Annotated in this window: 13 protein-coding genes; 11 read left to right on the top strand and 2 right to left on the bottom strand. The window is 64.1% G+C overall.

What is annotated here, in order from left to right:
- Positions 1-6: 6 nt before the first annotated feature.
- Entirely contained in the window at positions 7-93 is an 87-nt protein-coding gene (locus ACN4F8_RS16340; RefSeq protein WP_419474530.1) for a hypothetical protein, read from the top strand.
- Positions 94-188: 95 nt separating this feature from the next.
- Positions 189-1,217 (top strand): porin, encoded by a 1,029-nt coding sequence (locus tag ACN4F8_RS16335; RefSeq protein ID WP_419474528.1) that lies wholly within the window; start codon positions 189-191, stop codon positions 1,215-1,217.
- A gap of 93 nt (positions 1,218-1,310) precedes the next feature.
- Here the strand turns inward: ACN4F8_RS16335 and ACN4F8_RS16330 are convergent, their stop codons facing one another.
- Entirely contained in the window at positions 1,311-1,643 is a 333-nt protein-coding gene (locus ACN4F8_RS16330; RefSeq protein WP_419474527.1) for a ComEA family DNA-binding protein, read from the bottom strand.
- 173 nt (positions 1,644-1,816) lie between these two features.
- On the opposite strand from ACN4F8_RS16330, the gene ACN4F8_RS16325 reads away from it, so the two are divergent.
- The 8 genes from ACN4F8_RS16325 (at position 1,817) to ACN4F8_RS16290 (ending at position 11,433) form a co-directional block, all read left to right on the top strand.
- Positions 1,817-2,647, top strand: a complete 831-nt coding sequence (locus ACN4F8_RS16325; protein ID WP_419474526.1) for a DUF3047 domain-containing protein — start codon at positions 1,817-1,819, stop codon at positions 2,645-2,647.
- A 100-nt stretch (positions 2,648-2,747) separates the two neighbouring features.
- Entirely contained in the window at positions 2,748-4,334 is a 1,587-nt protein-coding gene (locus ACN4F8_RS16320; protein ID WP_419474525.1) for an ABC transporter substrate-binding protein, read from the top strand.
- A gap of 64 nt (positions 4,335-4,398) precedes the next feature.
- Positions 4,399-5,379: an ABC transporter permease gene (locus ACN4F8_RS16315; protein WP_419474524.1), complete on the top strand. Its 981-nt coding sequence runs from the start codon at positions 4,399-4,401 to the stop codon at positions 5,377-5,379.
- 12 nt (positions 5,380-5,391) lie between these two features.
- On the top strand, positions 5,392-6,654 hold the full coding sequence (locus ACN4F8_RS16310; protein ID WP_419474523.1) for a M20 aminoacylase family protein: 1,263 nt from the start codon (positions 5,392-5,394) through the stop codon (positions 6,652-6,654).
- Positions 6,651-8,228, top strand: a complete 1,578-nt coding sequence (locus tag ACN4F8_RS16305; RefSeq protein ID WP_419474522.1) for an ABC transporter substrate-binding protein — start codon at positions 6,651-6,653, stop codon at positions 8,226-8,228. The genes ACN4F8_RS16310 and ACN4F8_RS16305 overlap by 4 nt, the downstream gene beginning before the upstream one ends.
- A 130-nt stretch (positions 8,229-8,358) precedes the next feature.
- Complete coding sequence (locus tag ACN4F8_RS16300; protein ID WP_419474529.1) at positions 8,359-9,267, top strand: ABC transporter permease; 909 nt, start codon at positions 8,359-8,361, stop codon at positions 9,265-9,267.
- 97 nt (positions 9,268-9,364) lie between these two features.
- Complete coding sequence (locus ACN4F8_RS16295) at positions 9,365-10,339, top strand: ABC transporter ATP-binding protein (protein ID WP_419474521.1); 975 nt, start codon at positions 9,365-9,367, stop codon at positions 10,337-10,339.
- Positions 10,336-11,433, top strand: coding sequence for an ABC transporter ATP-binding protein (locus tag ACN4F8_RS16290; RefSeq protein WP_419474520.1), 1,098 nt, complete (start codon positions 10,336-10,338; stop codon positions 11,431-11,433). The genes ACN4F8_RS16295 and ACN4F8_RS16290 overlap by 4 nt, the downstream gene beginning before the upstream one ends.
- A gap of 15 nt (positions 11,434-11,448) precedes the next feature.
- On the opposite strand, the gene ACN4F8_RS16285 is transcribed toward ACN4F8_RS16290, so the two are convergent.
- Positions 11,449-12,297, bottom strand: coding sequence for a MurR/RpiR family transcriptional regulator (locus tag ACN4F8_RS16285; RefSeq protein WP_069047569.1), 849 nt, complete (start codon positions 12,295-12,297; stop codon positions 11,449-11,451).
- 64 nt (positions 12,298-12,361) lie between these two features.
- Here ACN4F8_RS16285 and ACN4F8_RS16280 point away from each other — a divergent pair.
- A partial coding sequence (locus ACN4F8_RS16280) for a transaldolase (RefSeq protein WP_419474519.1) occupies positions 12,362-13,128 on the top strand: 767 nt, incomplete at its 3' end.

The following is a 13,128-nucleotide window of genomic DNA, read 5'->3' as shown; positions in this document are numbered from 1 at the left end:
CAGTCGGTGCACATCTACAACCACGAGCGACCTCATTCGTCGCTCAAAATGCAAACGCCCGATGCAGTGCATCGGGCGTCGTTGGCCGGGTAAGCCCCGGCTTGGATCTACCGTCCGGGTGTCAACTCAATTCAGGACGGGTCAAGTCCCTGATCGCTCTGGCCGTTCTGGCCGCTTCCGGCGCCGCCATGGCCCAGTCCAGCGTGACCATCTACGGTCTGGCTGACGTGTGGGTCGGTTCGCAGAAAGACACCAATGCCGGCGTCTCCTCCGGCAGCTTCGGCAAGATGGCAAGCAACGAAGGCTTTGCCACCAGCCGTTTGGGTTTCAAAGGCACGGAAGACCTGGGCGGTGGCTTGAAGGCCAACTTCCAGCTCGAGACCTCTGTGGGCGTGGATGCTCCTTCCGCTTCCAGCCTGGGTGACCGTCAAGCCTGGGTGGGCCTGTCGGGTGGTTTCGGTGAAGTGCAACTGGGCCGCGTCTGGACCCCGTACGACGACACGCGCGCTCTGATCAACGACACGTTCAACGCGAACTTCGCTTCGTCGTTCAACGTGTGGGAAGGTTACTTTGACCGCACCAGCAACGGCATCCGCTACAACACCCCCAGCTTCGGCGGCCTGACCGGTTCTGTGGCTTACGCTTTCGGCGAAGACAAGACCGCAACCACCAAAGCTTCCAACCTGACTTCGTTCAGCCTGAACTATGCCAACGGCCCGATCGCTGCTGGTGTCGCTCACCAGATCGAAAAAGACAACAACGCGGCCGTTCCAGTTGCTCCAGCTACCGCGGTCGGCATCTTCACCGACCAAACCAGCCTGTCGGGCTTGCTGGGTGCACAAGTTAGCAAGCGCACCTACACCCTGATCAACGGTGCATACGACTTCGGTATCGCTCGTGTCATCGCCGGTTACAACACCGTGAAGGCTACTTCCAGCGCAGTCGCAGGCAACGCCAAGGCCAACGAGTGGAACATCGGTGCTGACATGCCGCTGAGCTCCGCTTTGTCGCTGGGTGTGGGCTACGCTGAGTCGCAGGTCAAGTTGAATGGCGCTGACCAGAACGACACCACCGGCTACTCTGCTGCTGTGAAGTACTCGTTGTCCAAGCGCACCTTCACGTACGCTGGCCTGACGAAGGCCGAGGAAGAAACCGCAGCAGGCGCTTCGGTCACCAAGACCACCCGCTACTTCGTGGGTCTGAGCCACTCGTTCTGATCGGTCTGCTGGCTCTGCCAGCTGTCTGACACAGAAGCAAAAACCCACCGTGGCAACACGGTGGGTTTTTTTATGGGTGTGTGACTTGCCGGGTCACTTGGTGGCAGTGGCTGCGGGCTTCTTGTCGGTGGGCTTTTTCTCGGTTGCTGGCTTGGCAGTGGGTTTGAATGCGTCACCATTCACGGTCAGGCCTTCGGACGACAGCTTGGCTGCGCGTTTGTCACCGATGCCGGGTACCCTCTGGATCAGATCGGCCCAGTCTTTGAACGGTGACGTTTTGCGCTCGTCGAGGATTTTGGTGGAGGTGCTGGGGCCGATGCCTTTGATGCTGTCGAGGTCGGCTGGTGTGGCCTTGTTGATGTCGACGGCGGCGAAGCTGACGGCCGCGAGCAATGCGAGCAGGCTGGCGAGAAATTTCTTGATCATGGGACCTCCAATTTTTGAGATGGTTTGAACGTGCCAGGCCCGAATGGCTTGTTTGCCACGTCGCATCTGACACGGAAGCCCGATGACGGGCTTCGGATTTGAAATTTAATTCAAAAGATTACATAAAAGTCGAATATGAATCGGTCGGTGGTTATTTTTGACTTCTTTGCAACATGCGCCACAGCCTGTCCTGTTCGTTCGTGAGCACCTTCTTTTTCAAGCCGAGGCTGGGCGTCTGGGTGGGTTTGCTGACGTGCGTCTTTGGCTTGGTGGCTTGCTCGGTGCCGCCGGACGTGGTCGATGGTGCTGGTGAAGCACACGGTTCCGGGCGGCAGCTGGCTTTGAGTCGGGCGGCGCATCTGCTGTTGACCACGCCGTCCAGCACCGTGCCCTGGCAGCCGTTTGCGTTGCCGGGCAAGCGTTATGTGGCTTACGAGCCGGTGGTGGCGCTGGCTCGGCCGTCGTTGCGTGTGCATGCAGACAGCTCGGTGAGCATCTTGCGGCGGCGGTTCGAGTCCCCGCTGCCAATGCCCGGTCGCCTGTCGTTTTCCTGGAAGGTGGACGCTTTGCCGCTCGCGGCCGATCTGGCAGCGGCGGAGGCTTCGGACTCGCCGGTGGGGGTGGTGTTGGGCTTTGAGGGCGACCGCTCGCGGTGGACGCCGAAGACGCACCGCCTCTCGGAAATGACCCGGTTGCTCACCGGTGAAGAGTTGCCGTTTGCCACGCTGATGTATGTGTGGGGCAACAAGGAGGCGCCGGGCACGGTGGTGGTGAATCCGCGAACCGACCGCATCCGCAAACTGGTGCTCGACAGTGGCCCGGGCGAGCTGGGTCGCTGGCGCGACCATGTGCGCGACGTGCAGGCCGACTATCGGCTGGTGTTTGGTGAAGAGCCGGGGCCGCTGCGCGTGGTCGCGCTCATGACCGACACGGACAACACCAGCAGCGCACTCACCGCCTGGTACGGCGCGCTGACGCTGGAAAACGCAGTCCCGGCGCGCTGATCTGCAAGCTGCCCGGGTTGTCGATTCGGGTTAGCCCGGCTCGAAGACGGGAACGTTTGTTGCATAGTCCCAGCCAGTTCAACTGTTCAGGGATGTGATCATGAATGCATGTGTTTCGACGCTTCGCCTTGCCGCTTTGTCAGCCGCGCTGGCCCTCAGCTCAGGCGGGTTGCAGGCCAAAACGTTCAAATGGACCAGTGCAAGCGACATCCCGACCTGGGACATCCATTCGCAGAACAATGCGCTGTCCAACGGCATCCATGCGGCGGTGTACGAATCGCTCGTGTACTACAACAGCAAGACCTTCAAGCCCGAGCCGATCCTGGCCACGGCGTGGAAGCAGGTCACGCCCACCCAGTTGCGCCTGAATCTGCGCACCGGGGTGAAGTTCCACGACGGCTCCACCTTCTCGGCCGACGACGCGGTGTTCTCGATCGAACGCGCGATGGCCAAGACCTCGAACTTCGGCATCTACGCGCAGGGCATCGACCGTGTGGTGAAGGTGGACGCCAACACCATCGACATCTTCACCAAGGACCCCAACCCGGTGCTGCTCAACCAGCTCACCGAGCTGCGCATGATGAGCAAGGCGTGGTCGGAGAAGAACAACACGACGTCGCCAAAAGACATCAAGACGCAGGAAGAAAACTTCGCCCACCGCAACGCCAACGGCACCGGCCCGTTTGTGCTGAAAGAGTGGCAGCCCGACCAGAAGATGGTGCTCACGCGCAACCCGAACTGGTGGGCCAAGTCCGATGGAAACGTGACCGAGGTGATCTACACGCCGGTGAAGGCGGTGGCCACGCGCATGGCCGCGCTGCTCTCGGGCGAGGTCGATCTGGTGCTCGACCCGAGCCCGCAGGACCTGCCGCGCGTGCGCGCCGAGGGCAAGCTCAAGGTGGTCGACGGTATCGAAAACCGCACCATCTTCTTCGGCATGGACCAGTTCCGCAGCGAACTGCCGGGCAGCAACATCAAGGGCAAAAATCCGCTGAAAGACCAGCGTGTGCGCAAGGCGCTCTACCAGGCGATCGACATCAACACCATCGCCCGCGTCACCTTGCGCGGCCTGGGCCAACCCACCGGCGCGCTGGTGGCGCCGCAGGTCAATGGCTGGACGGACGCGGTGCACAAACGGTATCCGTTTGATGTGGTCGCGGCGCAAAAGCTGCTGGCCGATGCGGGCTACCCCGACGGCTTCGAGGTGGACTTTGCCTGCCCCAACAACCGCTACATCAACGACGAGCAAATCTGCCAGGCCGTCACGTCCATGTGGGCGCGCGTCGGCGTGAAGGCCAAGCTGCGCACGCTGCCGCTGGTGACTTACTTCCCCATGATCCAGCGCTACGAGGCCAGCATCTACATGCTGGGCTGGGGCGTGCCGACCTTTGATGCGCTCTACAGCCTGCAGTCGCTGGTGCGCTCGGTGGGCGCGGGCGGTGACGGCAACTACAACGTGGGCCGCTACAGCAACCCCCAGATGGACGCGCTGGTGGAGCGCACCAAGAAGGAGACCGACCTGAAGCTGCGCACCGAACTGCTGACCAAGGCCCTCGCTTTGCAAAACGACGATGTGGCGCACATTCCGCTGCACAACCAGGTGATTCCGTGGGCGATGAAGAAGAACATTGACGTGGTGCACCGTGCGGACAACCGGCTGGACTGGCGGTTGATCAAGGTAAACTGATTTCGGCCGTTCGATAGGGGGTCGCTCACATCGAGGTGCGACCCTCTCTTCATTTGTACCCACGATGTTTGCATTTATTCTTCGGCGCCTGGCGCAGGCCGTGATCGTCATGGTCAGCGTTGCGCTGATCGCGTTCATGCTGTTCCAGTACGTGGGCGATCCGGTGGTGTTTTTGCTGGGGCAGGACGCCACCGCCGAGCAGATCCGCGAGCTGCGCGCCGACCTCGGCCTCGACCAGGCTTTCTTCGTGCAGTTCTGGCATTTCCTGGCCAACGCGGTGCAGGGTGAATTCGGGCTGAGCCTGCGCCAGGGTGCCAAGGTGTCGCGCCTGATCGCCGAGCGCTTCCCCGCCACGCTGGAACTGGCCATGGTGGCCGCTGTGCTGGCGCTGGCGGTGGGCATCCCGATGGGGGTGTATGCGGCGCTCAAGCGCGGCACCTTCATGAGCCAGGTGTTCATGACGGTGTCGCTGCTCGGTGTGTCGCTGCCCACCTTCCTCATCGGCATCCTGCTCATTCTGGTGTTCGCCGTGAACCTGGGCTGGTTCCCCAGTTTCGGCCGGGGCGACGTGGTCCAGCTGGGCTGGTGGTCCACCGGTCTGCTCACGTCCAAGGGCTGGTTGCACATCACCTTGCCGGCCATCACGCTGGCGATCTTCCAGCTCACGCTGATCATGCGGCTGGTGCGCGCCGAGATGCTGGAGGTGCTGCGCACCGACTACATCAAGTTCGCGCGCGCCCGCGGGCTCACGGACCGCGCCGTGCACTTCGGCCACGCGCTGAAAAACACGCTGGTGCCGGTGATGACCATCACCGGGCTCCAGCTTGGCGGCCTGATCGCGTTTGCCATCATCACCGAGACGGTGTTCCAGTGGCCGGGCATGGGGCTGCTGTTCATCCAGGCGGTCACGTTCGCCGACATTCCGGTGATGGCTGCTTACCTCTGTTTGATTGCGCTGATCTTTGTCGTGATCAACCTGATCGTCGATCTGCTGTACTTCGCCGTCGATCCGCGCCTGCGCGTGGAGAGGTCTGGCGGCCACTGAGCCTGAACCGATATGTTGACCTCCCGCATCAAAGCCCACGGCCGCGCGTTCGCGCACATCGCGGCGTTCCACCCCGAGCTCACCGCGCTGCGCCGCGACCTGCACGCGCACCCCGAGATCGGCTTTGAGGAGCACTACACCGCGCAGCGCGTGGTGGAGTCGCTCAAGGTGTGCGGTGTGGATGAGGTCCACACCGGCATCGGCAAGACCGGTGTGGTAGCGGTGATTCGTGGCCAGCGCCGCGAGAGCGGCCGCATGATCGGCCTGCGTGCCGACATGGACGCCTTGCCCATGACCGAGCACAACGACTTTGCCTGGAAGTCCACCCGGCCCGGCATGATGCACGGCTGCGGTCACGACGGGCACACCACCATGCTGGTGGGTGCAGCGCGCTACCTGGCCGAGACGCGCCAGTTCGACGGCACAGCGGTGCTGATCTTTCAGCCCGGTGAAGAGGGTTTTGCCGGCGCCAAGGCGATGATTGAAGACGGCTTGTTCGAGCGCTTCCCGGTGCAGTCGGTCTACGGCATGCACAACTGGCCTCAGATGAAACCGGGCACGGTGGGCGTGAACCCCGGGCCCATGATGGCCTCGGCCGATCGCATCACCATCGAGATCACCGGCAAGGGCGGCCACGGTGCGCACCCCTACCAGACGGTGGACCCGGTGCTGGTGTCGGCGCACATCATCACAGCCGTGCAGAGCATCGTCTCGCGCAACGTGCGCGCCATCGACAGCGCGGTCATCAGCATCTGCGCCATGCAGGCCGGTGACCTGGGCGCCTACAGCGTGATGCCGGGCAAGGCCACGCTGGTGGGCACGGTGCGCACGTTCAACGCCGAGGTGCAGAACATGATCGAGCAGCGCCTGCAGGAGGTGTGCTCGGGCGTGGCGCTCGGCCTGGGCGCTGCGGCCCACGTGAAGTACGAGCGCGTTTACCCGGCCACCATCAACAGCGCCGCTGAAGCCCGCTTTGCGGGTGATGTGGCGCAACGGCTGCTGGGCCACGACCACGTGGATCGCAACATGGACCCAAGCATGGGTGCCGAGGACTTTTCGTTCATGCTGCAGGTCAAACCCGGTGCGTATTTGCGCCTGGGCCAGGGACTGGAAAGCGGCATGGGTGGCTGCTACCTGCACAACAGCCGGTACGACTTCAACGACGAGGTGCTGCCTTTGGGCGCAGCCCTGCACGCCGGGCTGATCGAGCAGGGCATGCCGCTGCACGAGAGCCCTGCCTCCCACATTTCCAACCCAGCAAGGAGCGATGCATGAAGTTCAAGACAACGCGGGCGGCCAGTCTGTTGGTGGGCACCGTTCTGGCCCTGTGCGCAGCGCAGGCCCAGACCATCCGCATCGGCAACCAGGGTGACGCGCTCTCGATGGACCCGCATTCGCTCAACGAGTCTTTGCAGCTCAGCGTCACCAGCAACGTGTATGAGCCCCTGGTGGCGCGCGACCGCAACCTCGGGCTGGTGCCGGGCCTGGCCACCAGCTGGAAGCAGACCTCGCCCAACGGGTGGCGTTTCGAGTTGCGCAAGGGCGTGAAATTCCACGACGGTGCACCGTTCACGGCCGATGACGTGCTGTTCAGTTTTGCGCGTGCCGCCGGTGAGGGCTCCGACATGCGCAGCTACACCAACGACATCAAGGAGGTACGCAAGGCGGGCGACTTCGCGGTCGACATCGAGACCAAGTCACCGTTTCCCATCCTGCCGGACGTGATCTCCCTGCTCTTCATGATGAACAAGAAGTGGGCAGAGGAGAACCAGGCCACCCGGCCTGTGGACCGTCGCAAGGGCATCGAGAACGCAGCCTCGTTCCGCGCCAACGGCACCGGCCCGTTTCGCCTGCGCGAGCGCCAGCCCAACATCAAGACCACCTTTGTGCGCAACGGCAACTACTGGGGAAAGATCGAAGGCAACGTGATCAACGTGGAGTACACGCCGATCAGCAACGACTCCACCCGCGTGGCCGCGTTGCTCTCGGGCCAGGTCGATGTGATCGAGCCGGTGCCGCTGCAGGACGTTGCGCGCATCAACGCTGGCGGCAAGAGCAAGGTCATGCAAGGCCCCGAGCTGCGCACCATCTTCCTGGGCATGGACCAGAAACGCGACGAACTGCTGTTCTCCAACGTCAAGGGCAAGAACCCGTTCAAGGACAAGCGCGTGCGCCAGGCCTTCTACCAGGCGATCGACATCAACGGCATCCAGCGCACCGTGATGCGTGGTGCGTCCCGGCCCACGGGGCTGCTGGTGGGCCCCGGCATCAACGGCTTTGACGAGTCGATGAACACGCGGCTGCCGCACGACCCCGAGGCGGCAAAAAAACTGCTGGCCGAGGCGGGCTACCCCAATGGTTTCGAGGTGGCCATGAACTGCCCGAACGACCGCTACGTGAACGACGGCGCGATCTGCCAGGCGGTGGCGGCGAACCTCGCGCGCGTGGGCGTGAAGATCCAGTTGCAGACCGAGACCAAGGGCACCTACTTTCCCAAGATCCTCAAGCGCGACACCAGCTTCTATTTGCTGGGCTGGACGCCGGGCACCTACGATTCGCACAACGCGCTCAACGCCCTGGTCCGCTGCGTGGACGACAAAGGCAGTGGCCAGTTCAACCTGGGCGCGTACTGCAACCCCAGGCTGGACGAACTGAGCGCGCAGATCCAGTCCGAGACCGACAAAGTCAAACGCGACGCCTTGATCAAGCAGGCCTTCAAGCTGCACGCCGACGACATCGGGCACCTGCCGCTGCATCAGCAGGCGCTGGCCTGGGGTGTCGCGAACAACGTGACGCTGGCGCAGATCGCCGACAACTTCATGCCGTTTCGCTACATGTCCTTGAAATAGAAGCCCCCCCTGCGCCGCCTGCGGCGGCTTCCCCCCGGTGGGGGGCGCTCGCTTGGGCCGGCGGAGCCGGACCCTTGCGAGCCCTGGGCTGGCGCCTTCTCACTCGCTGCACTTTTCGGATTCCACATTGATCTCTCTTTTGCACCGCTGGTTCGACAGCGATGTCGGTCACAGTTTTCGCACCTCGCCCACCGCCATCGTGGCGGCGGTGATCGCGTTCGTCTGTGTGTTTTGTGCGGTGTTTGCGCCGTGGGTGGCGCCGCACAACCCGTTTGATCTCGCCACGCTCGAACTCTCCAACGCCCGCCTGCCGCCGGCCTGGAGTCCCGAGGGTTCGCGCAATTTCTTGTTGGGCACCGACGACCAGGGCCGCGACATCCTCTCGGCGCTGATGTTTGGTGCGCGCATCTCGCTGGCGGTGGGGTTCGCCTCGGTGGTGCTGTCGGTGGTGATCGGCGTGTCCCTGGGTCTGGCCGCAGGTTTTCTGGGTGGCTGGGTCGACAGCGTGCTCATGCGCCTGTGCGACGTGATGTTGTCGTTTCCCGCCATCCTGGTGGCGCTGCTGATCGCCGGTGTGGGCCGCGCGCTGTTTCCCAACGCGCACGATGCGCTGGCCTTTGGCGTGCTCATCATCTCGATCACGCTCACCGGCTGGGTGCAGTACGCGCGCACCGTGCGCGGCTCCACGATGGTGGAGCGCAGCAAGGAATACGTGCAGGCCGCGCGCGTGACCGGTGTGGCGCCGCTGCGCATCATGCGCAGCCACGTCTTGCCCAACGTCATGGGCCCGGTGCTGGTGCTGGCCACCATCCAGGTGGCCACGGCCATCATCACCGAGGCCACGCTGTCGTTCCTCGGCGTGGGCGCACCGCCCACTTCGCCCTCGCTGGGCACGCTGATCCGTGTGGGCAACGACTATTTGTTCTCCGGCGAGTGGTGGATCACGGTCTTCCCCGGCGCCATGCTGGTGCTGATCGCACTCAGCGTGAACCTGCTCGGCGACTGGTTGCGCGATGCATTGAACCCAAGACTGCGATGACCCCCACGCTCCGCACTTCGTGTCGTCGCTGCCCCCCGTGGGGGCTGATCCGCCTTGGGGCGGCCCTGCGGCGGATCGCTTCTTTCTCCGAGACCGCATGAGCCTGCTTCAAGTCAAGAACCTGGTCGTCGAATTCCCTGGCCGCCGCGGCACGCTGCGCGCACTGGACGACATTTCCTTCGACATCGCGCCCGGTGAAATCCTCGGTGTGGTGGGCGAGTCCGGTGCGGGCAAATCGCTCACCGGTGCTTCCATCATTGGTCTGCTGGAGCCACCGGGTCGTGTGGCCTCGGGCGAGATCCTGCTGCGCGGCCAGCGCATCGACAACCTGCCGGCCGACGCCATGCGCAAGATTCGCGGGCGCCAGATCGGCGCGATCTTTCAAGACCCGCTGACCTCGCTCAACCCGCTGTACTCGGTGGGCCGCCAGCTCATCGAGACCATCACCACCCACCTGCCGGTCACACAGACCGAGGCGCGCAAACGCGCCATCGAACTGCTGAAAGACACCGGCATCCCGGCGGCCGAGCAGCGCATTGATCACTTCCCGCACCAGTTCAGTGGCGGCATGCGCCAGCGGGTGGTGATCGCGCTGGCCCTCGCTGCCGAGCCGCAGCTCATCGTGGCCGACGAGCCCACCACCGCGCTGGACGTGTCGATCCAGGCGCAGATCATCACGCTGCTCAAAACCATCTGCCAGCAGCGCGGTGCGGCGGTGATGCTGATCACGCACGACATGGGCGTGATCGCAGAAACCTGCGACAGGGTTGCCGTGATGTACGCGGGGCGCATTGCCGAGATCGGACCGGTGCACGACGTCATCAACCACCCGGCCCACCCCTACACCGCGGGTCTGATGGCCTGCATTCCCGACATGAGCGTGGACCGCGAGCGCCTGCACCAGATCGACGGTGCGATGCCGCGCCTCAACGCGATTCCAGCGGGCTGCGCCTACAACCCGCGCTGCGAAAAAGCGTTTGACCGCTGCCACGTGGACCGCCCCGATCTGCTGACGGCGAGCGCGACACGGGTCGCCTGCTGGCTGCACACCAACGCGGAGGCCGTGGCATGAGTGCCGACATGTTCGAGCGGGCGGTGCAAGCCGAGGCGGCCAGGTTGCAGACCGCCCAGACCCGCGCCGCCGTGTCCGCCGCCACCCTGGACGCTGCCAGCGCCGCACCACTGGTGCGCGCCACCGACCTGGCCAAGACCTTCGACGTTTCCGCGCCCTGGCTCAACCGCGTGATCGAGCGCCAGCCGCGCCAGTTGCTGCGCGCGGTCGATGGCGTGTCTTTTGACATACCGCGCGGCCAGACGCTGGCGCTGGTGGGCGAATCGGGCTGCGGCAAGAGCACCGTGGCGCGTTTGCTGGTGGGTTTGCACGAGCCCACGCGCGGCGGTTTCGAGTTCGACGGGCAAGACGCGCACGCCGCGTTCAAGGCACCCGAGGGCCGCCAACTGCGCCGGCGCATCCAGATGATTTTTCAGGACCCCTACGCCAGCCTGAATCCGCGCTGGCGCGTGGAAGACATCGTGGCCGAACCGTTGCGCGAACACGGTATCGTGACCGAAGCAGCCGAGCTGCGCGATCGGGTCGACGGGTTGTTGCAGTCGGTCGGCCTCTCACCGCTGGACCGTGTGAAGTACCCGCACCAGTTCAGCGGCGGACAGCGCCAACGCATCTCGATTGCGCGTGCCCTGGCCACACAGCCGGAGTTTCTGGTGTGCGACGAGCCCACCAGCGCGCTGGACGTGAGCGTGCAGGCGCAGGTGCTCAACATCATGAAGGACCTGCAGCGCGAACGCGGCCTGACCTACCTGTTCATCAGCCACAACCTGGCCGTGGTGCGCCACGTGAGCGACCAGGTGGGTGTGATGTACCTGGGCCGGCTGGTCGAGCTTGCGCCCAAGCACACCCTGTTTGACATCCCGCGCCATCCGTACACGCGCATGCTGCTGGACGCGATTCCGAAGATGCACGACACGGGCCGCGCGCGCACGCCGGTTTCAGGCGAAGTACCCAATCCACTGAACCCGCCCACTGGCTGCGCCTTCAACCCGCGCTGCCCGCACGCCAACGATCGCTGCAGGAGCGAGCCGCCCAACCTGCTGACCCTGGGCGGAATCCGCATCGCCTGCCACGCGGTGGAAGAAGGCCGGATCTGACGAAGACGCTTTCGCTCAGGCGTAGCGCTTGCTTTTCAGGTTGTTCTTCATTTCCTTGAGCAGCGGTTGCAGCTTGGTGCCGCCGATGCGCAGTGCGAGGCAAGTCGCGACGATGTCGATCACCATCAGGTGCATCAGGCGCGAGGTCATGGGGCTGTAGCGGTCGTAGCCTTCGGGGTGGTCGGCCGAGAGGTGGATGTGGCCGGCCTGCGCCAGCGGTGTGCCGCTGGTGGTGATGGTGATCACGGTGGCGCCGTGCTTGCGCGCAATGTCGGCCGCGTCCATCAGGTCGCGGGTGCGGCCCGAGTTGGAGACGATCACCACGCAGTCGCCGGGGCCGAGCAACGAGGCGCTCATCACCTGCATGTGGCCGTCGCTGTAGGCGATGGCGTTGATGCCCAAGCGAAAGAACTTGTGCTGCGCATCTTGCGCCACGATGCCGGAGTTGCCCGCGCCATAAAACTCGATGCGGCCCTTGTGTTTGTAGGTCGCCACCAGCGCATCCACCACCTTCTCGATCGCGTGGCTCGAGGCGTCGTTGCGGTACTTCAGGAACGCTGCCACCGTGTTGTCGATCACCTTGACCAGCACGTCGCTGGTCTTGTCGTCCACGTCCACGCTGCGGTGGATGAAGGGCACACCCTCGCTCACCGTGCCGGCCAGCTTGAGCTTGAAATCGGAGAGGCCGTCGTAACCCATGCTGCGGCAAAAGCGCACCACGGTGGGCTTGCTCACGTGGGCGCGGTCGGCGAGCTCGGTCACGGGCAGGCTGGCGAAGGTGCGCGGGTCCAGCAGCACGAGCTTGGCCACGCGCTGCTCGGCGGGGGCCAGCGAGGGCAGGGAGGCTTTGATCCGGTCGAGCATGGGGAGCACCTGGTTACAGCGGGAGGTGAAATTTTATTACCTGACCTGTTCGATAATGCGCTTCATGAACCAGCTCGATGCTCTCAAACAATTCACCACCGTGGTGGCCGACACCGGCGACTTCAAACAGATCGCCGCGTTTGCCCCGCAGGACGCCACGACCAACCCCTCGCTGATCCTCAAGGCGGTGCAAAAGCCGGAGTACGCACACCTGCTGAAAGACGCGGTGGCGCAGCACGGGGCGCAGGGGCTGGACGAGGTGACAAACCGTTTGCTGGTGCGTTTCGGCTGCGAGATCCTGGAGCTCATTCCCGGCCGCGTGTCCACCGAGGTCGATGCACGCCTGAGTTTCGACACCGAGGCCACGGTGACCCGTGCGCGTCGCATCATCGACCTGTACCAGGGCGAGGGCGTGCACGTGGACCGCGTGCTGATCAAAGTGGCCTCCACCTGGGAAGGTATCCAGGCCGCGGCCCGGCTGGAGCGCGACGGCATCCACACCAACCTGACCTTGTTGTTTTCGTTTGCCCAGGCCGTGGCGTGCGGACAGGCCAAGGTGCAGCTCATCTCGCCCTTTGTGGGCCGTATCTACGACTGGTACAAAAAATCCGCCGGTGCGGGCTGGGATGAGGCCGCGATGGCCGGCCCCAACGACCCGGGCGTGCGTTCGGTGCGCGCCATCTACGAGTTCTACAAAAAGCACGGCATCGCCACCGAGGTGATGGGCGCGAGCTTTCGCAACGTGGGCCAGATCACGGCGCTGGCGGGTTGCGATTTGTTGACCATCAGCCCTGAGCTGCTTGCCCAGCTGGCTGCGAGCGAGGCGCCTCT

The organism is Hydrogenophaga sp., assembly GCF_048549895.1.
Classification (GTDB): Bacteria; Pseudomonadota; Gammaproteobacteria; order Burkholderiales; family Burkholderiaceae_C; genus Hydrogenophaga.
Note: the sequence above shows the minus strand (reverse complement) of the source record. Positions and strands in the feature narration are given on the sequence as shown.